Raw genomic sequence first — 20,003 nt, 5'->3', positions numbered from 1 at the left:
TTTTTCGTTAAGGAAAACATTAAAAACCATTGCGGCCCATATTGTGCGGCCGTGAAATACTGAAAATGTGGAGGTTCCCATGAACCGCGTACCCATGACCGTCGAAGGCGCAGAAGCACTGCGTGCCGAATTGGAAGATCTGAAAAAAGTACAGCGCCCGGCTGTGGTGCAGGCCATTGCCGAAGCGCGCGAGCACGGCGATCTGAAGGAGAATGCCGAGTACCATGCTGCCCGCGAGAAGCAAGGGTTTATCGAAGGCCGCATTCAGGAAATTGAAGGCAAGTTGTCATTGGCACAGGTCATCGACGTAAAAGCGATTGAGCCGTCTGGAAAGGTGATTTTTGGTACTACCGTGACCATCATTCACCTGGAAGACGACAGTGAAGTGACCTACAAAATTGTGGGTGACGACGAGTCTGATGTGAAAAACAAGAAGATCTCAGTGAACTCCCCAATCGCCCGCGCGCTGATTGGTAAAGAGGAGGGAGATATTGTTGTGGTAAACACTCCGTCAGGTGCCATCGAGTACGAGATTGACTCGGTCGAACACATCTAAGCCAGTCTCGTAAGAATAAAAAAGGGCGGTCAAATTGACCGCCCTTTTAATTTTGAGCAAATCTATTCCGCTGCGGACAACTGGAACTATTGCAAGATATTGGCCTGGTTTCCGATACCGATCTGCGAAACGATCGCAGTATTCGATGCGGAAGTCTGGCTGATATAAGCACTGTTGAGCAGTCCATTTTGGCTGATAGTGGCGGAGTTACCGCCAAGTACACCAGCCTGGGAAATAACGGCCATGTTCGCAATGCCATCTTGTGTTACCAAGGCAGTATTGAAATTCGACGTCTGTGTCACGCTGGCGAAGTTGGCAACACCGTCCTGACTGATGTCAGAGCTGTTCCCTTGACCGGCCTGCGTGCTAAGTGCGACGTTGTAGGTACCGCTTTGCAGAATATTGGAGTACTGCCCCATGCCTGTCTGCGTGATAAAAGCCTGTTGGCCAATACCAAACTGGGTAATATGCGCATCGGAATCCTGAGCAGCAATCTGCCCGATATTCCCGTTGTGCAAAGAACCGAATTGAGTAATGGTGGCCAGGTTATCGCTGCCGGCAAGCTGCAAAATATTGGCGCTGTTGTTGTCGCCTACCTGGAAAATGTAGGCATCACTGTTGGTGACATCAATCTGAAGTACGGTACCCCAGTTATCCACGCCCAATTGAAAAATTGCATTGCTATTATCCTGTCCGCCAATCTGGAAAGAGTAGGCGTCATTAAATAGCCCGAACTGGGTGTGCTGGGTAATACTACCGAATGAGGCTACAACCGAGTTACTTTGGTTAAGGCCACCAGTCTGTGTCTTGATAATGACACTGCCATCCATGCCCGTCTGATCGATGAGCGCTGCGTTGCCGAACCCTGTTTGTGTAAGGATGGCAACGTTGTCTGACGCTGAGGCTAAACCGCTCGTCGCCAATGCAGCAGCTAACGCACAATAGTGGAAAGCTTTCATTGGAAACCCTCTACTGCTTACTTCAAAGGAGGTTCAGGATTATCCTGAACACCTGATGCAGTAATCGGCGGCCTTCCGGCCGCCGAAACTTCAACTGGTGTCTTACTGAACGATTACACCGAGGTTTGCAACACCGATCTGGGTGCCAACAGCAACGTTGTTGTCGCTGCCTTGCGCAGTGATGTGCAAGTTCAGTGCGCCGCCTTGAGCGGTGAATGCGGCGTTGCCGTCACCAGTTTGACCAACCAACGCAACGTTGAGTACACCAACCTGCAAGGTAGAGGCCAGGTTGTCATCACCGAGCTGATCGTGATCCGCAACGTTCAGCGCACCTACCTGAGTGATCATGGAGTCGTTGCCATTACCGGTTTGCAGAACGTCAGCCACGTTCAGAACACCAAACTGGTTGGACACGGAGGTATTGCCGTTGCCTTGTTGCAGGTGGTTGGCCAGGTTGGCAATGCCAAACTGGTTGGCAACTGCGGTGTTGAACAGGCTTGCAGACTGGTTGATGTTGGCTTGGTTCAACAGGCCATCCTGGTTGATGGTGGCGTCGTTGAATGCAGACTCATTCTGACCAATGTTACCGTTGTTCAGTACGCCTACCTGATTGATGGTAGCGTCGTTGAAGAAGGAGTTGCTCTGGAAGGTTGTCGCGTTGTTGAGAACACCAACCTGGTTGATAGTGGCATCACTGTCGATGCTGATAATGCCGTTTTGCAGAGAGAATGCGTTGTTCAGGGCACCAAACTGAAAGTGGTTGATGTCGTTGAACGCGCTGATCAGACCAACCTGCAGAGCGGTAGACAGGTTCACAAAACCGACTTGGGTTTGATAAACCTCGTTGAAGCCACCAATCAGCTCCAGCTGGGTAGAGGAAGCTACGTTGAAAGCACCAACTTGGGTTTGAACCGCAATATTGTCGTCTGCGAAAACACTGCCGCTGGTTGCAAGTGCGATGGCAGCAGCGATACGGGAAAACGTCTTCATGAGTTGCTCCTTTACTTCGGACGTTAGAATCCAACCAGCCCCAAGGGTGGAACTGATCTTCAATGGTGCTGAGGGCAGCGCCATATTTCTTTTCGGGTCTTTTGGCTGAACAGGTGGCAGGTCCCCGCCGAACATGTTCAGTAACCCGGTGAACGAATCAGTGTGCTGTGGCACACATGTCATTTCCTCTGTCTAAACCTTAAACCGTTAGGTTGGTTTTTAATCTAAAAGAACAAAAAATGTTCACCTTACTATTGATTGTTGTCGGTTGGGGGGAGGGTCGCTATAGGAGGGAAGTCATGAAAGAGTAGGAAGAAAGTACAGTTTTTAATCAGTATTGATTCTGGTTAGCCCGGTTTGATAACTGAAAGATTGTGTTTTGGCGGGAAAAGCCCTTCGCGGCGGGAGTTACATCGCCTCAAATAGAAGGGGCGTATAGGAAAAATGTTCAGAGGTGTATGGGGAAGGGCGAAATTTGGCTGAAGCAAAAATTAGACTGAAGTGCCGTGTATAGAAGGTACACCTGGTGGCTGTTACAGAGGTTCTTCGGTCAGTGGTTGAGTGAAACCGAGTTGCCGTGTCCGAATTGAGTGATAATGGCCGTCGATGAAACCCCGTTCTGAGTAATCGAGGTCGCATTCAGGTTACCGACCTGATTGATAAGCGCCTGGTGACTGCCGCCCAAACCGAAGATGCCGCTTTGCGATACCGCGATCTGGTTGAATGAGCCATTCTGGAAGGCGCTGATATTGCTGTAATTATCCTCCTGAAGAAGATCCATCTGGTTGGCAATACCCACCTGGATAATTTCTGCGTCCTGTAATAGTCCGGACTGTCGTGTACCCGCATAATTGAATGCGCCCTCCTGAGAGGTTGCAGAGAAGCTGCCACTGCCCATCTGCTGAACCGCAGTCACATTATCATTACCGCTCTGCTCTACATAACTGCGAGCATTGATACTTTGTGTCTGAGAAATATCGATCTGGTTTATCACACCGCGCTGAAATGTTTGCACACGGTTCAGGCCTCCGGTTGTCTGCTCAACTGATAGCTCATTGCCAAATCCAACTTGCTGACTGGCAGTAGCGCTTTCATAGCTGTAGACCTGTGTGACCTCTATCGAGTTCTGGGCGCCATATTGCTGGGTTGCCACTGTGTTGTTTACGCCGTATGCCTGCCACGCATGGGCATTGTTCAGGGCCCCATCCTGAGTTTGTACAATCGAGCTTCCGGATTCACTGTGCTGAATACCGTCAGCCGTATTGACGTTACCCTCCTGCGATTGCTGGATCGAATTATCGGCACCGGTGCTGGTTTGCGCAGTAATCGCCTGCACGTCGGACGCGGTAACCTGGTGCCGATAATTGCCCAGTTCTTCCGCAATGGCAGAGTGAGTGATAACCGCGAAACAAAGCGCCCCAATACGGGCATGGACAAATGCACGCTCGTGAGTGTTATGGCTCCGGATATCGTTTCTACGCTTAATCATATTGATTGATCGTGGTGGTCATGGATACGCCCGTCTGGGTGACCGCCGTATGCAGTCCACTGCCCCGTTGGTTGATGGTGATCTGGTGTGCCACACCGATCTGCTCAACGGTGGCCGAGTTTTGAATGCCGTACTGAGTGATTCCCGCTTTATGAGCGAAACCTATCTGGTCGAGCAGAATCTGGTTTTCATAGCCCGCCTGCAGGAGTATTGCAACATTACTCTCGCCCTGCTGGCTGGCGATGATACTGTTGCTTTTGCCGACCTGATCGATTACCTGCAGGTTTCCATAGCCCGCTTGTTGAAGGGATAGATAGTTCACCGTACCTGTCTGGTCTGCGGCGACGTGATTGAAATTCCCCTCCTGGTGAATAACCGCCAGGTTGGCCGACCCGATCGCGGCATATAAGTCCAGTTCATTGGCCATTGAAAGCTCATGGGCCAGAGAAAAATCGTCGGCGCAAACAGGTTCCATGGCAAGTGCCAATAGTATCGTCCGCAAGGCGGCTTTTGGCAGGACGGTGCCAGAATTCATGTTCACCTCAGGTTATAAAATTTTATCCGGATCGTGTGGGGCTTTTACATGATCGCCGTGCTTTCGTTGAGATAATACTGGAGAACGGGACTGTTAATGTCATCCGGGTTTTGCAGCGACCAGGAGTTGTCGACAATGCCTTTGCCGATCAAATGAATGACTGCGGATTCCATCGCTGAAAGCATGGCCAGTTGCGCCGGTTCATTGGTGGTGGTTCCGGCTTCCAGTTCAAGCAAACGTTTGTATTTCACATAGCGGAATACATCGGCACTGATTGCTTTTGAGTAGACCGTCTTGGACGTCAATACAGTATGCAGAACCCTTCCTGATCGAATATCAATGGCTCGAAGGTTGACCGTTACCTGATCCACGCGGTATTGCTCATCGGCACCTATACCAAAGTATCGCGCTCCCGCACCACCGGTCTTTATATTGGTATCGTAGGCAACGATACCCCCTTCCAGAAGAATATTGGCAGCCACCAGAGAGGGCAAAGCCAGATTGTTTTCCGGTGCATTGGGTTTTGCCAGGGCCGCACGAATGATCTTGCGCTCGGTGAGGAGATTTTGCAGCCCTTCCCGTTCGAGCGGAATAAACCAGCCGGATTCGTTGAGCACATTCATCAGCATGGACGCTGCGCCCTGGGTTACCGCGGTAGAGAAACTGCTTGCGGGTGAGGGCTTGTACTGTCCCGTCTGGTCGCGAAAGCTATATACCGCAGCCAGAATCTTTCCTTTCGGCTGTGGCAGGTTGAGAAGGTCCCGGTAGGTTTCCGCCCTCGGCGTCAGCTTGGCCGCTTCTTCGCCAGGTCCGAAAAGGGCATCTCCAGTGTTCTTGACCGCTGTACATCCTGCCAATGCCGTAGCAAATGTCAGGGCGGTAACGAGTTTTGTACCTCTTAAAAACATCACGTTTATCTCCAATATTATTCGTGATTATCTGGGGTCACGGGGCGTTCCCGGGTACATCTAGGACGCGATCGCTTTACTTCCTCTCGTCGTTGTCTGTGTTGTTTCGATCAGTTTGACGGGTTCAGGCCACTGACGATAATTTCGCTCTTATCGCCGGTTGTACGGTCGGTGATCAGTACCGTGAGCTGACCGTCGTTATCCACGATCTGGACGATGAAATCATCGGTGACCAGCTCACCACTATTTCCATCACCGACGTCGGTAAGCAGCTGGTTGAGTAGTCGTGTCTCCAGTGAATCAGTGAAACGGTCGAGTGCGCTGGGTTGCTGGTAAAGGTCCGCCGGGTTATCCGGATCCTCATGGTCATCCTGTGATTGAGCGTTCTGAATCAGATAACTGCCGTTCAGCGGATTCCCGCCAAAATTCGGGTTTACCGGTTCATAGACAAGTTGAGATGCAACGCCATGGCTGCCCATGAGAACGAGGACGGGAGCTGCGGCCAGGGCGGCCAGCCTGGTAATTTTCATTAGAATTCATCCTTTCCTAGATCAAAATGATCGGTTAGTGCCTGACGGACCATTTCCTGAAGAACCATTTCGTGAATGGCCTTTGCGGTTTCTTCCGCGACTGCTCGAATATTGTTGGTGCTGGGACTGATAAACTGCCGAAATACGGTTTTGTTGTTATAGGTCACCCAGATCAGATTTCCCCAGCGAGCGGATGGACGTTCCTGAATGGTCAGGTTGTAGGTGCTATCCGGATAGTGCAGGTTTCGGTACTCGCTCATATAGCGAGCAAAATCATGGCCTGTTCGGGTAATCGTCTGGTCAACATTGAAGCCGCTGATTTCGTCTTCGATCTGGCCAGTGTCGGACTGAGTGGGGACCTCTTCGAGTCCCTGCCCATCATCCTGCGCCGAGCAGAGCACCGCTGGTAGGGTGAGCAGCGCAATCAATGCATGACATACAAGATGACAAGAGGCTTTCATATCCGCTCGACCTGTAGGTGGAGCTTTGCCCAGTTGCTCGCCTGAAGCCGGTTTTTCACCCCAATTTTCCGGTAAATGTTGTACATATGATTTTTTACCGTGTGCTCACTCAGGTGCAGTCGCGAGGCAATGATGCTATTCGGGTCGCCAGTGGTCAGCTGTGCGAGGATCTCCTGCTCCCGTTTGGTCAGTAGCAGTTGCGAGCGCGGGTCTGCCTCGGATGGAGCGCGCGCATTCTGTATGGAATATTCCAGCTTTTTTATCAGTTCTTTCTGGCTGGCGCGGTTGTCGCACAGGAAGGAAAATTTCCTGCTTTCCAGTGGCTGGGTAATATGCGCGGGTAGCCCCTGCGGGATATTGATAAGAATGACCTTGGAATGATCGATGCTTTTGAGGTAATTGAATTCCGCGCTGGGTGTTGATTTCGAAGAGAGGCCGAAGCAATCAACCACGATGGCATCGTATGTTTTAAGGCAGTGCTTTTGTTTGCCAAAGTCTGATTTCTCCCAGCTGAAGGGGAGTGACTGCGAAACAAGTGAGAACAATAAGTCCCCGTGTAGGCCGGAATCGCTCAGAAAGAGAATCGGCATGAATGTACCCCGTAATTAACCTCAGACGATCCCAGGTAGAGATTCATGCGCCAGTGCTGGCGGGAGGTTCCCCGCTGCAGGTCTCTCTCTTACTTCTATTTCAGGGGCCAATTGATCTCTGCCCCTTTTTCGAGAGTTCACGCAAGTCCGTTTAAGTGGAAAATCTCATTCCTTGAGAAATTTGTATGGAGTGTAGACGGGGCGCGGGGTAGTGCTGACGAATGCGGTGACAGATATAAAAGACTATTTTTTATTAAAAAATGAATTTTTAATAATGGAAAATCAGAAAAATATAATTTTGATTATTTAATGGAATATATTTCTATCGCCCACGCTACGCGGCTGTACAGAGTGTAGGGTTTCGGCAATATCATGCACGCTTATTCCCGCTGTAGTTTTCGGCGTCAGGGAGTGTCGAGGTGAGAAACGATACCAGTGCTAAGTCAAAATACGCTGTAAGGAATGAAGTGACGCCATCGGGGTATGACTCAATGGACGTTCTGCGTCTGCCAGACTATTAGTTCTTGGGTGGAGCGTGTGTTTAGGCGCGTAAATATTCTGAACGCCGAAAATGATAAGTGTGTCGGCAGGCTTCTCAACCATCGGCTACATGATGGTGTTCAACACGTATCCCGGTGCTGGCGGCGGGGTACGATCGAATCTGCGAAACCCGGGAAATTATTCAGGAAGACTATGCAAGGTTTCCGTTCGGATCGGCGAAAATTTATCAAAGTCTGCACCGTTGCCGGCATCAGTGTATTTGCGGCGCCTGCATTTTGGCGACAGAGTACTGCTGCACCGTCTACGGGAACTCCGGTGACGGACTGGCGGGGTTCAGGTGAATCACCGGCTTTCCGCATGGATGGTATCGCCAAAGTCACCGGGCAAAAAATATTCGGGCGAGACTTTCGCGCCATGGACATGCCCGATTGGGACAAGCAGCAGCATTATGCACTGGTCTTGCGGTGCAACCGCGTAGAGCGTCGGTTTGATGGCATTGACTGGAGCCAGATACCTTCGGACTGCCAGCCTTATCAGCGTATTACCGCGCAATCTCTGTCCGAAAAGAAGGTGAAGTTGCCGCCGTTTTACGGCGATGCCATGCTTCTGGCGGAAGGTGCGTCACCCCACTACTACGGGCACGCGGTGGCCATTCTGCTGTTTGACGATTTTGCAAAATACAATGGGGCCAAGCAGGTTTTACAGTTCAATCGGAAGGTGATCCGCTATGGTGATGCGACGCCGCCGGTGGTGCGTGATCCCTATGCCAGCTGGCGAATTATCCGCGTGGAAGGGCCGGATGGCCCGAGTGGTGAAGACCTGTACTCCCCCCTGCAGGATGGCCTTTTCTTTCCCAGCTATAAAAATCGCAAAGTGGAGTGGCCGACGGAAGCCGATAAAGCTGGAGATGTCAGCGAACGGGGCATCTATTACGCTCAGGAAATTCGCGCTCAGTCGCGGAAAGAGTCCAGTGCAGGAAACTGGCATCTGGTTGAGGGGGAATACAAGACACAGATCATTGATCCGATGATGATGGAACCGGAAGCGTCCAACGTATGGTTTGACCGACCCCGGCAGGCTCTACATCTGGTATTGACCAGTCAATCCCCTCAGGACTTTCAGGAGCTCGCGGCACACATGATTGCTGAGAGCGGCTTTGCTGACCATATAAAAAGTATTGTGGTGCACTCATCGGTGGTCGGTGGTGGGTTCGGAGCAAAGGATCACTCTATTTTCCCTTACTACGGTTTGGTTGCCGGTCTCTTTGCCAAGGCCCCGGTGCGCTTGGCCAATAATCGTTTCGAACAGTTCCAGGCGGGGCTCAAGCGACATCCTTTCCATATGCGCAACATCCTGGCGGTGGACAGAACCAGCGGAAAGTTTCAGGCACTGATTTCTGAAATGCAGGTCGACGGTGGCGGGCGTCAGAATTTCAGTGCATCGGTATCAATGGTCGGTGCCAGTGCGATACAGAGTATCTATTACCTGCCACGCAACGATATTTCTGCAATTGCCAACCAGTCCATGAATGTGGATTCCGGTTCTATGCGTGGTTACGGCACCCTGCAAACAATGTCCGCGATGGAAATGATGGTCAATCAGGCGGCAGCAGAGCTGGATATTGACCCGATTGAGCTTCGCTTGCGCAACGCCTTTCAGAATGGTTGGCGCAATACCCAGGGCGCTGTGCCAAGAGTGGGTGTACGTTACACCGAACTGCTCGAGCGGGCGAAGACTCATCCCATGTGGCAGGAACGCGCCACACGTAAGCAGACTTTCGAGGCGGAGAATCCCGGCTTGCTGTTCGGTACCGGCTATGCGATTGCGACCAAAGACTACGGTACCGGTGCTGCCGCTCCGAGTGCTGCGGTGCAGTTTGATAAGGAAGGCCGCCTGTCCATGGCGGTGGAATTTATGGAAATGGGGACGGGTATCAGTACCTCCCAGTCGATGCTGCTGGAAAGTGTTCTGGGGCAGGCGGCGCAGCGGTGTGACGTCGGGGAGGTGGATGCGTGGCATGCGCTCCGTCAGTTCCAGACTGAAAGCCCCTACACCATGAGTCAGGATCACCAGGATAAAATGTCGCGCAACCCTCTGTGGACACCGGTGACGGCGATGGCCAGCGCAGCATCCATGTCCGCCTATTTCCAGAGTCACGCGACCCACCGCGCTGCGGAAATTCTGTTGGCGCAGGGACTTTTGCCCGCCGCGCAACGCTTGTGGAAAACCGGACCTATCGATCCGGCGCAGATTGAGTGGCGTAATAGCCGGCTGCACTATGGCCAACATAAGCCCCTGCCACTGAAGGTGCTGGCAGAAGAGGTGCATCGCAGCGGAGGGATTACCGGTGTCATGGTACACAGCTTCAACCGCTGGGAGTGGGCGGAGGCGGATTTCGAGCTCGACGGTGTGAAATACACCTGGGGAGTGGACGGGCTCGCTTTGCGACACGGCGGTAGCTCCGACAGAGTCGTTGGCGGCGAATACGAGGTGGTAGAGCGTAAAGCAGTGCGTTACCCCAGCACAGCGCTGAATAATGCCATGGTTACCTACTATGCGCCGACAGCGGCACTGGTGGAAGTGGCGGTTAACCCGGGAAGTGGGGAGGTGACCATCCACGGGCTGCAGAACTATATGGATTGTGGGCGCGCCATTGTTCCTCAATTGGTGGAGGGGCAAATTGAGGGTGGGGTGGCCATGGGAATCGGTCATGCGCTCTATGAGGTGCTACCGGCCTTGGGAGAGGGTGCAGGTAATGGCACCTGGAATCTCAATCGCTACCAGGTACCGCTTGCCCGGCATGTACCGGTATGGAATCAGCAGCACGACATTCTGCCCCCCGAATCGGAGCAGGACCCGCACAAGGGGATCGCGGAGGTGGTCATGATCCCCATCGTTGCAGCACTGGTTGAGGCCATTTACCAGGCGACCGGTAAGCGGTTTCATGAAACGCCGGTATCACCTGAAAAATTGCGCCGGGCACTCAACCCCCAGGTACTGTGAGGAGACCAGGTTATGGCGAAGATTCCAGTTTCAATGGTGGTCAATGGCGAGCGAGTGGGGCCCGTGCAGGTGGATGAGTACACCACCCTGCTGGACTTTCTGCAGGAGTATCTGAACCTCACGGGTACCAAGCTTGGTTGTGGTATTGGTGTTTGCCGGGCCTGCACCATCCTCGTTGAGGGTAATGACGGTGCTCTGGAACCGGTGCGCAGTTGTATCAACAATGTAGGTCGGTTTAATGGTAGCAGCGTGACCACTGTGGAGGGACAGGCGCAGCGCAATAGCAATGGCGAGGTATTGGCCTTGTCTCCTGTACAGCAGGCATTCTTGCGTAATTTTTCTTTCCAGTGCGGCTGGTGTACAGCCGGCTTTGTGAACGCTGCCACTGCGTTGATCGATGACCTCCGGCGCAGACCTGTATCAGCGGGGAAGGTCGAGCAGGTGATAGAAGAAGCACTGGGAGAACACATTTGTCGCTGTACCGGTTACGTACGCTACTTTCGCGCGGTGCGTGAGGTTATTGAATCCACTCCGGGGCTGGTCAAGGAGGCGGATTAAATGGGCCGGATCATTTTGCTACTGTTGTCTATACTGAGCGCCGGATTTAGCGGTGCACAAACGCCGATTGAGACAGGGCGATATCTTGCGACTGCGGCGGATTGTGTGGCCTGCCATACCTCGTCCAATGGACGCCCCTTCGTCGGCGGCCGGCCATTCCATACCCCGTTTGGAATACTGTATTCGACAAACATCACCCCGGATAAGAAAACGGGTATTGGTCATTACACCCTGCAGGATTTCGCAGCTTCCATGCGCCGGGGGGTAGGCTTGCATGGCAATCTGTACCCTGCGATGCCGTACACCTCCTATTACCGGATCACTGATGACGACATAGCAGCCTTGTACGCCTACTTCATGCAACTGCCAGCGGTCGAGTATGTCGCTCCGAAAAATGATCTGCTCTTTCCTGCAAACCTGCGCTTTGGTCTGAAAGCCTGGAATCTGGCATTTTTCGACCGACAGCCTGTAAGTGAGATTGCAGGCAAAAGCCCGGAGTGGCAGCGGGGTAACTATCTGGTCAATGCCCTGGGACATTGTGGTGAGTGCCACACGCCGCGGAACTTTGCATTTGCCCTGAAACGAGACGAGTCATTGGCAGGCAATGTGCTCGAAGGGTGGGATGCGGTCGATATTCGCCCGCAGGCACTTCAGCGTCAGGGCTGGGACAGGGCGAGCCTGCGGGAATTGTTCAGGTTCGGAGCCAGTGAGCCGGGGGCCGCTTTTGGTGAAATGTTCCGTGTGGTGAAACACAGTCTGAGTCACCTGTCTGACAGTGATCTCGACGCCATGATTACCTACCTTCTGGATGGTAACGAGACCGCAGCCGAAGCGAGTGGCGATGTTGGCGGCAATCCAGGAAGCGCAGCCGACAATTATCCCGAGGGCCGAGGGGATTTTGTGGCCTACTGTGCCGCCTGTCATGGGCGGGAAGGTACTGGCACCACGATTGCCTTCGCTCCGGCAATGGATCGCAATGCCGGCGTCCGCGGTGAAAATCCCTATAACACTATTGCCGTGATACTGCGGGGGTTGCCAGCTCAGCGGATGAGTCGCACCAATGCCCGCGCTGGTATGCCTGGGTTTGCCAGTGAACTCAGTGATGCACGTGTTGCCGGGCTGGTCAATTTTATGCGGACCGCCTGGGGCGATCCCGGCGGGGAAGTAACGGAGGATCAAGTGGCAAAGATTCGTGAAGATCTCCGCAAGCATGGTTTTATCGGAGAGAAAAAGTGAATTCTATTCAGGATCTAGGCAGCCGTTTGGTCATTGTTCTCGGGTGTCTCACCTCCCTCCCCGGGATAGCGGCAGAATGGTCGACAACCGAGGCACAGCTACAGTATGGCCGTCTGGACAATCCGTTTACAGGTGGTACAACCAGCACCACGATTCTTACCTTGCAGCACGCCAGTGGTTGGAAGTACGGCGATAATTTTTTCTTCGTGGACTTTATCAATGACGGGGAACGCGACGGTTTTAACGATACCGATGTGTATGCAGAGTGGTACCCGAATTTCAGTCTCGGAAAAATAACCGGATGTGACCTGAGCTTTGGGCCGGTCAAGGATCTGGGAATTATTGCCGGATTTAACTATTCCGCGGATGCCAATGTGGAAAAATTTCTTCCCGGCGTTCGTGTGGCGTGGAAGCTTCCGGGGGAGGCTTTTCTGAATACCGATATTACCGGATACAAAGACATCGGCTATGGCGACAGCGCGCCCAAAGAGGGTGATAGCTACATGATCGATTTTAATGGTGCCTTCCCGTTCAGTATTGGTAAACAGGACTTCAGTATCGAGGGGCACATTGAATATATTCACAATCGCACCAGTGAGTTCGGCGATGTAAAAAGCTGGGTGTTTGCTCAGCCCCAGTTTCGCTGGGATATGGGGAAGACATTGTTCAACAGCCCCAAGCAGATATTCGTCGGCATAGAATATCAGTACTGGCGCAACAAACTTGGGGTTGATATTACCGAGAGCACTGTACAGGCGCTGCTTGTGTGGCGCTTCTGATGCGGCAATGTGGACTTCGCCCCTGAGCATACAAGGTATCGTCCTTTCGGTTGTACTTTGCCTGACGGCGTGTGCAGAGCGGGATGAGATTGCACTGGGCACCCTGGAATGGGATCGAATCGCACTGCCCGCTCCGGCCGCGGAAAAGATTGTACGGATATATGTGCGGGAAGGTGAGCGTGTCGAGGCTGGTCAGCGGCTTCTCGATCTGGACCCCTCGGAAGCCCTGGCAAAATTAAACAGCGCCGAAGCCATGGTCGCGCGGGAGCAGGCCGCACTTATCGAACTGCGTGCGGGCCCCCGGATCGAGGAAATCGAGCGCGCTAAAGCCGACCTTGCAGCGGCCCGTGCAAATCAGGTGGATAGCGAAGCGGATTATCAGCGCCTGCTAGCCCTCGGTAAAAAGGATTACGCATCCCGGTCGGATATCGATGGCGCCCGTGCGGCGGCGGAAAGCGCGCGAGCGCAGGTGCGTGCAGCCCTCGAACAGGTACAGGAGCTGGAGCGCGGTACGCGGGTGGAAGATATCGATCAGGGCGAAGCATCTCTGGCTGCGGCACGCGCTCAGGCAAATGCGCAGCGGGTACTTCTGGATAAGTTAAGTTTACGTGCGCCGCGTGCCGGGGTAGTGGATAGTATTCCCTTCAAACTGGGCGATCAGGCACCGGTCGGTGGGGCGCTGGTGATATTGTTGAGCGGCGTAACACCATACGCGCGTGTATATGTACCCCAGTCACTACGACGGAATATCGCCGTGGGTGGGCGGGCACGGGTGACACTGGATTCCCGCGCTGTGCGCGCTAATACCTTAAAGAAGGATGCTGCACAGAACCGGCACACAGTATTCGACGGCCGGGTACGCATGGTGCGTAACGAACCGTCTTTCACTCCGTACTACGCGCTTACTGGCGATGATGTGGCGCGCCTCAGCTATATCGCGGAAATCCAGTTGCGCAAAGGTGTGGGGGCTGACCGGTTACCAGCGGGACTCCCGCTTCAGGTAATATTTCTGCCCGGGACCGTAAGTGAGGAAGAGTATCCGCAGAGTGCGGCAATGAGCAGGGCGCTGGATCCAGACTCCTCATACTTACCTGAAGCCCGGGGCAATACACTGCCCAATGCGCGAAGCCTTCACCCCTCACACAACCCTGAGAGTGCTGCGCCAGCAGTCCGGGAGTCCGACGACGGTGGCAAATGACATCGCCATCCGTGCCCGTGGGCTCAGCAAGCAATTTGGCAGACTGCTGGCGGTGGATCAGGTCGATCTTACGGTGCCCAGCCAACAGATCTATGGGTTCCTTGGGCCGAATGGTTCCGGCAAGTCCACCAGTATTCGCATGTTGTGTGGGCTGTTGACACCCTCGGCAGGTGAAATGGAAGTTCTGGGGTTCGAGGTCCCCGCACAGGCGGAAGCGTTGCGCCGTCATATCGGTTATATGACACAACAGTTCTCCCTGTTTACCGATCTTACGGTGCGTGAAAACCTGGAGTTTCTCGCAGCAGTGCAGAATATGCCGACCCGCCAGGCGCGACGGCGCATTGATGAATTACTGGTGGAATACCATTTTGAGGAGCGTGCCGGGCAATTGGCCGGCACCATGAGCGGAGGTCAGAAACAGCGGCTGGCACTTGCCGGAGCGGTAATCCACAAGCCTGAGTTATTGTTTCTGGATGAACCTACCAGTGCAGTGGATCCGGAGTCGCGACGGGACTTCTGGAAAAAACTGTTCGAACTCACCGACAGCGGCACCACAATTCTGGTATCCACGCATTATATGGATGAGGCGGAACGCTGCCACCGGCTGGCAATTCTCGACCGCGGGCGGCTCGTGGCCGACGGTTCACCCGGCGAACTCACCGGGGCATTAGAAGGGCGCACCCTGTTGGTGGAAGCGCATAATCAGCGGGCAGCTCGCCAGCGGGTATTACGGGTTCCGGGGGTAATTAGCGCCGCGCAAATTGGTAACAACCTGAGGGTGCTGACCGATGGTCAGCAGAACGCGGCCGAGATTCTGAAGCACGTGCAGGAAGCCTTGCGAACACAGGAAAGCGATGCACGCGTGGCGCCAGTCAGTGCGACCCTTGAGGATGTGTTTGTCTCGGTGACTCACCGACGGCCTGCGCGGCGGGGCGTCACGGTGGATACGGAACCGCGGTCGTGAACTGGCGTCGTCTTTACGCGGTGTTGCTGAAGGAGTTCCGCCAGTTGCGACGTGACCGGATGACCCTGGCGATGATTGTTGGTATTCCGGTCATGCAGTTAGTGTTGTTTGGCTACGCGATTAACCTGAATCTGAGGCATCTGCCAGCGGCGATTGCGGACCAGTCCCTCACCAGCGCTTCACGTCAGCTTGTTATGGACATGCTTGCGACGGAAGTCATTCGACCGGTGGCGACCGCGCGAACTCCAGAGCAGCTGATGGATATGCTGCGGCGGGGCGAGATCAGTGTGGGCGTGGTCATTCCGTTCGACTACGAGCGCCGCCTCGCGGTTGGCCAGGAGGCGGTACAGATTCTGGTGGATGGTAGCGATACGGTAGTGCAGAGCGCCGCGGCACAGCTGGCCCAGATGCCGATTGGTGAGCCGCCACCGGAAAATAATATATTGTTGCCGAACCGGCAGTCTTCGGTTCCGTTTCCGGAAACGCCTATCCGTATTGTATCGTTCTACAACCCGCAACGGGTTTCTGCCATCAATATTGTCCCTGGATTGATCGGTATCATTCTAACCATGACCATGGTGATGTTTACCTCTGTAGCAATCGTGCGGGAGCGGGAAAGGGGCAATATGGAGTTGCTGATCGCCACCCCTGTAAGCAGTGCGGAACTGATGATTGGCAAGGTACTGCCTTACGGGTTGATCGGCCTCATACAGACCAGCCTGATCCTGATACTGGGGATGCTGCTGTTCAGCGTGCCTATTCGCGGAAGTCTGCTTGATGTGTACCTGGCTGCGCTGTTGTTGATCCTTGCCAATCTGGCAATGGGCCTGCTGATTTCTACCCGTGCCCAGTCCCAGTTCCAGGCGATGCAGATGACTTTTTTTGTATTTCTGCCTTCGATTCTGCTTTCCGGGTTTATGTTTCCGTTTGACGGTATGCCTGAGGCGGCTCAGTGGCTGGCGGAAGTGTTACCGCTCACACACTTTCTGCGTCTGATTCGGGGGGTGATGTTGCGCGGTGCGGATATTTTGGAGTTGTGGCCGGACCTTCTGGCCCTTCTGGTGTTCATCGGAGTGATGATGAGCCTCGCGATTCTGCGCTTCAACAAAAGTCTGGATTGACCCTCCCGGCGGCGACGCCGGGCCGGCTGGCGCGAAATGCATTTACCGGTTGACTTACATGCCGATCTGTCCGTTATTTCAGCGCGCCAGGCTTTCTTTTTACAGCATTTGTGGAATTCTCCACGGGAATCCTTTTCGCACAGTTGGTAGCATTTACAACTACCGCACAAAGGATGACAACAGCGGTTACCCGAAGGTTTCACGGGTCTGAAAACAGAATAATATTGCTGCATACCAGCAGGGAGGACGCTGTACCATGGCCGAGTTACTCTATAGTTTACCGCCGTGGTTGTGGTTTTTGATTGGGCTGGTCGCACTGTTTCTTGCTCGCAAGCCAGTGCATCAGGGGATCTATGCGGTAGCCCGCCTGTTCCACCAGTCATTCCGGCTCGGCGCCAACGCGGTTGCTGCTGCTGACGCGCGCTTGCAGCTACGCAATCGTGAGGTATTACTGGCCTTGGGGCGCGAAGCGAGCGAACGGCAGATAGAGCGGGACATTGAACGCATTGAGCACTCGATGAAAAAAGAGCTTGCGCAGTATCCCGCATTGCACCGCCGTCTGTGCGAGCAACTCGCAGCCATTGATGAAGACTATGTACGCAGCGCCGAAGTACCGCCGGCGCCCAGCAACTGGGCCAAGGCCATCAAGGCAGTTGCTGAAATCCCATCCAATCAGGATCCGGTGGTGGCCGATGTATTGGAAACCATTCACGGTTCCATGCGGAAAGCCGAAAGCAAGGCTCTGGAGGCCTATCGGGAATCGGCCCGTGAGCGCCACCAGTTACTTAAGCGCATGATGCCGGCCTGGCGCTCTATCCTGAACAGTCTTGGTAAAGTGAACAAGACCGTCTCCTCGGTACAGCAACGCGCCCGACAGGTTGATCGTCATATGGAGCGCTACGAGGAGATCGTGCAAGGCACTGACCGCGCCCTGCGTATACTGTCTTCCTCCTCCATGAGTCAGTTCATTGTTTCCGGGTTGCTGCTGGTGGCTGCTGCGGGTTGCGTGTTTATCAACTTCCATTTGATTGCCCGACCCATGGGGGCAATGTGGGAGGGCGCGAGCTATTTCGGTGATTACCATTTCGCGGACATTTCGGCACTGGTGGTGATTCTGGTAGAAATCACTCTAGGTATTTTTACGATGGAATCCCTGCGAATCACCAGACTCTTCCCTGCCATCGGTGCGCTCAGTGATCGGGTTCGTGCCCGTATATTGTGGGTATCACTGTCACTGCTGATTTTACTAGCTGCATTGGGCGCTGGCCTGGCGTATACCCGTGAATTGCTTTTGCAGGAGGGGGCTTCGGCGGTAGCCGCCGGTGCGGGAGCCACGGATAGTAGCGTATTTAGAGTCGTCCTCTCTGCACAATTGGTAATGGGCTTTGTTTTTCCCTTGGTGTTGGCCTTTCTGGCGATTCCATTGGAAAGCTTTGTTAATGCCACTCGTACGGTGTTGGGAGTGTCTATCTCTTTTTCCCTGCGACTTTTATCCGTGGCTCTGCGCCTTATCGGTTCCGGCATATTACGTGCGGGTTCCATCGCGGCACGCATCTACGATATCGTCATATTCTTCCCTCTGTGGTTAGAGGCGCGCTTTCTGCGTTGGCGAGAACAGGTGGCGCAACCGGATAAAGCGAAAAAGGCACTTCCTGGAATCGAGCCCGCGAAGTGAGTGACGATTTTTATTCAGCGAGTCGGGTGTTACGCCATTGAGTAATACGAATTCCTGGTTCAAATCACCCGGTACACGACCGTTGGTGATTGCTCATGGGGATGACCGAGGGCGCGGCTTGTACCCAGGCAATACATCCCTGTACCTGCGTAAAATGCTTGAGCTGGGAGTGGATGCACTGGAGGTTGATCTCAACCTTACGGCGGACGACCATCTTGTTCTGCTTCACGACGATACGCTGGAGCGAACCAGTGATGGCCGGGGGCTGGTAAGCGATAAATCGCTGGCGGAGCTACGGGAGCTTAATGCAGCCTATCACTGGTCTGCGGACGGTGAACATTTCCCCTACCGGGATAATCCACAACCTTTTATTTCCATTGATGACGCGTTTGCTGAATTCCCTCAGGCGCCGATGATCATAGAATTAAAAAATGACGACTCACGTGCGGCGTGCGCTTTGGCGAAAGCCATAGAGGATGCCCGTTGCCATGAACGGGTGGTTGTGTCTTCGTTTCACCACGGAGTGATTCGCACTTTTCGACGAATCTGCCCCCGTGTCGCGACCGGTGCTACCTTGCCCGAGGCGTTGCTGTTCTTTATGGCGCAATTGGTATTTGCGGAGCGGTGCCTCGCTCCTTCCTATCGGGCCATGCAATTACCCATGCACTACTATGGCATCCCGGTTTTCACCCGGCGTTTCGTCTCGGCAGCACACCGCTGCGGCCTGCACCTTTCCGCCTGGACCGTAAATCATCCTGGGGATATGAAAAAAATGATCACCATTGGAATAGATGGTGTCGTCACCGACCGTCCCGACAGACTGTTATCAATACTAAAGGGTAAGTTATGAAAGCTCCGCGGCAGGGTATTACAGGTCAATACCGGAATGGGAAGGGTTGAATGATCAAGCGCCTATTGTTGTTGCTACTGATCGCTCTGCTGGTGTTTGTCGGCTGGCGCTATCTTGCCGCGCGCCCGGCGCCATACACCGGATTGCAGTTCCCCAGTTATCAGACCGAGGGGCTTCGGCGTCCGCTGGTGATTTCTCACGCCGATGATTCCGGTCTGGGGCTTTTCCCGGGTAACACGCCGGTTTTTTTACGGAAAATGGCCGAAATGAAGGTGGATGTACTGGAAATGGATGTGCACGCCACCATCGATGATGAACTGGTGCTGATGCACGACGATACCGTCGATCGAACCAGCGACGGCAAAGGGCGCATACGCGATAAAACCCTTGCCGAACTCAGACAGCTGAATGTGGCGTACAACTGGAGTAAGGATGGCAGTAGCTACCCCTATCGGGACAACCCCCAGGGTATTCTCACTGTGGATCAAGTATTCAAGGCCTATCCACGCTACCCGATGGTGATCGAGCTGAAAACCCCGGATCCGGAAGCGGCACGCTCACTCTGTCGCAAGCTGAAGGCGTACAACAAAAGTAATCTGGTGATTGTGTCTTCCTTCCATCAGAGCGCCGTGGATGCCCTGCGCACGGACTGCCCACAGGTGGCCACAGGGGCCGGTTCCGATGAGGTGAAGATCTTTGCCGTAGCCAGCAAATTACGCGCCTTCCGGCTACTGAGCCCCCGCTACCAGGCGCTGCATATTCCCACCGAGTACGATGGTATTGCTCTGGTGGATCGCAGTAGTCTGCGCCAGGTGCAGGATCATGGTGTGCGCGTCGACGTGTGGACGGTGAATGACGAGGCCGAGATGCGCCGACTGATTGAACTGGGTGTGGATGGAATTATGACCGACAGGCCCGATCGGCTGTTTCAGGTGATTGAGGAGTTGCAAGAGTTTCACGAGATGAGCGATTGAACCAGCATGCGCTCTTCCGCCACTGAAGCAAAAAAGGCTTCCGTCCTGGCACTGCTGTCCCACAGTTTGGGATAACTGAAAAAGCCTGAACCAATCTGGTTACAATGATTCTGCGAAGAAAACAGT

19 protein-coding genes are annotated in these 20,003 nt (G+C 53.9%); 11 read left to right on the top strand and 8 right to left on the bottom strand.

Translation table 11 applies throughout. The features are described from left to right. Window positions 1-79 precede the first annotated feature (79 nt). The gene (gene greA, locus AAFH99_RS15840) at window positions 80-556 is read left to right on the top strand and encodes a transcription elongation factor GreA (protein WP_043319088.1); all 477 of its coding nucleotides are present in this window, start codon (window positions 80-82) and stop codon (window positions 554-556) included. An 86-nt stretch (window positions 557-642) separates the two neighbouring features. Here the strand turns inward: greA and AAFH99_RS15835 are convergent, their stop codons facing one another. From AAFH99_RS15835 to AAFH99_RS15800, 8 genes are all read right to left on the bottom strand, one after another. After that, a complete protein-coding gene (locus tag AAFH99_RS15835) occupies window positions 643-1,515 on the bottom strand; it encodes a hypothetical protein (protein WP_406828224.1) in 873 nt (290 codons plus the stop codon). Window positions 1,516-1,617: 102 nt separating this feature from the next. Beyond that, window positions 1,618-2,505 (bottom strand): hypothetical protein, encoded by an 888-nt coding sequence (locus tag AAFH99_RS15830; RefSeq protein WP_043319084.1) that lies wholly within the window; start codon window positions 2,503-2,505, stop codon window positions 1,618-1,620. Between the two features lie 550 nt (window positions 2,506-3,055). Next, complete coding sequence (locus tag AAFH99_RS15825) at window positions 3,056-3,994, bottom strand: hypothetical protein (protein ID WP_043319083.1); 939 nt, start codon at window positions 3,992-3,994, stop codon at window positions 3,056-3,058. Beyond that, complete coding sequence (locus AAFH99_RS15820; RefSeq protein WP_406828223.1) at window positions 3,987-4,529, bottom strand: hypothetical protein; 543 nt, start codon at window positions 4,527-4,529, stop codon at window positions 3,987-3,989. The genes AAFH99_RS15825 and AAFH99_RS15820 overlap by 8 nt, the downstream gene beginning before the upstream one ends. Before the next feature lie 44 nt (window positions 4,530-4,573). Further along, window positions 4,574-5,437, bottom strand: a complete 864-nt coding sequence (locus AAFH99_RS15815) for a CsgG/HfaB family protein (protein WP_051687148.1) — start codon at window positions 5,435-5,437, stop codon at window positions 4,574-4,576. Between the two features lie 110 nt (window positions 5,438-5,547). Then, window positions 5,548-5,967, bottom strand: a complete 420-nt coding sequence (locus AAFH99_RS15810) for a curli assembly protein CsgF (protein ID WP_043319081.1) — start codon at window positions 5,965-5,967, stop codon at window positions 5,548-5,550. Further along, the gene (locus AAFH99_RS15805; protein ID WP_081848049.1) at window positions 5,967-6,428 is read right to left on the bottom strand and encodes a CsgE family curli-type amyloid fiber assembly protein; all 462 of its coding nucleotides are present in this window, start codon (window positions 6,426-6,428) and stop codon (window positions 5,967-5,969) included. Before AAFH99_RS15805 ends, AAFH99_RS15810 begins: the two co-directional genes overlap by 1 nt. Further along, window positions 6,425-7,018, bottom strand: coding sequence for a helix-turn-helix transcriptional regulator (locus tag AAFH99_RS15800; RefSeq protein WP_043319079.1), 594 nt, complete (start codon window positions 7,016-7,018; stop codon window positions 6,425-6,427). The genes AAFH99_RS15805 and AAFH99_RS15800 overlap by 4 nt, the downstream gene beginning before the upstream one ends. A gap of 816 nt (window positions 7,019-7,834) precedes the next feature. Here AAFH99_RS15800 and AAFH99_RS15795 point away from each other — a divergent pair. From AAFH99_RS15795 to AAFH99_RS15750, 10 genes are all read left to right on the top strand, one after another. After that, complete coding sequence (locus AAFH99_RS15795; RefSeq protein ID WP_197023816.1) at window positions 7,835-10,522, top strand: xanthine dehydrogenase family protein molybdopterin-binding subunit; 2,688 nt, start codon at window positions 7,835-7,837, stop codon at window positions 10,520-10,522. 12 nt (window positions 10,523-10,534) lie between these two features. Continuing rightward, complete coding sequence (locus tag AAFH99_RS15790; protein ID WP_043319074.1) at window positions 10,535-11,080, top strand: (2Fe-2S)-binding protein; 546 nt, start codon at window positions 10,535-10,537, stop codon at window positions 11,078-11,080. Then, window positions 11,081-12,316: a c-type cytochrome gene (locus AAFH99_RS15785; RefSeq protein ID WP_406828222.1), complete on the top strand. Its 1,236-nt coding sequence runs from the start codon at window positions 11,081-11,083 to the stop codon at window positions 12,314-12,316. Then, the gene (locus AAFH99_RS15780) at window positions 12,313-13,095 is read left to right on the top strand and encodes an outer membrane protein OmpK (RefSeq protein WP_406828221.1); all 783 of its coding nucleotides are present in this window, start codon (window positions 12,313-12,315) and stop codon (window positions 13,093-13,095) included. The genes AAFH99_RS15785 and AAFH99_RS15780 overlap by 4 nt, the downstream gene beginning before the upstream one ends. 7 nt (window positions 13,096-13,102) lie before the next feature. After that, a complete protein-coding gene (locus AAFH99_RS15775; RefSeq protein ID WP_081848048.1) occupies window positions 13,103-14,293 on the top strand; it encodes an HlyD family secretion protein in 1,191 nt (396 codons plus the stop codon). Beyond that, window positions 14,283-15,257: an ABC transporter ATP-binding protein gene (locus tag AAFH99_RS15770; protein WP_406828220.1), complete on the top strand. Its 975-nt coding sequence runs from the start codon at window positions 14,283-14,285 to the stop codon at window positions 15,255-15,257. Before AAFH99_RS15775 ends, AAFH99_RS15770 begins: the two co-directional genes overlap by 11 nt. Beyond that, the gene (locus AAFH99_RS15765) at window positions 15,254-16,378 is read left to right on the top strand and encodes an ABC transporter permease (protein WP_043319072.1); all 1,125 of its coding nucleotides are present in this window, start codon (window positions 15,254-15,256) and stop codon (window positions 16,376-16,378) included. Before AAFH99_RS15770 ends, AAFH99_RS15765 begins: the two co-directional genes overlap by 4 nt. A 256-nt stretch (window positions 16,379-16,634) precedes the next feature. Next, a complete protein-coding gene (locus AAFH99_RS15760; RefSeq protein WP_406828219.1) occupies window positions 16,635-18,053 on the top strand; it encodes a hypothetical protein in 1,419 nt (472 codons plus the stop codon). An 85-nt stretch (window positions 18,054-18,138) separates the two neighbouring features. After that, window positions 18,139-18,903, top strand: a complete 765-nt coding sequence (locus tag AAFH99_RS15755; protein ID WP_406829190.1) for a glycerophosphodiester phosphodiesterase — start codon at window positions 18,139-18,141, stop codon at window positions 18,901-18,903. A 50-nt stretch (window positions 18,904-18,953) separates the two neighbouring features. Then, complete coding sequence (locus AAFH99_RS15750) at window positions 18,954-19,877, top strand: glycerophosphodiester phosphodiesterase (RefSeq protein WP_406828218.1); 924 nt, start codon at window positions 18,954-18,956, stop codon at window positions 19,875-19,877. The last annotated feature ends 126 nt before the right edge of the window (window positions 19,878-20,003 follow it).

It is taken from the genome of Microbulbifer sp. ARAS458-1, from assembly GCF_045348205.1.
Lineage (GTDB): Bacteria > Pseudomonadota > Gammaproteobacteria > Pseudomonadales > Cellvibrionaceae > Microbulbifer.
Note: the sequence above shows the minus strand (reverse complement) of the source record. Positions and strands in the feature narration are given on the sequence as shown.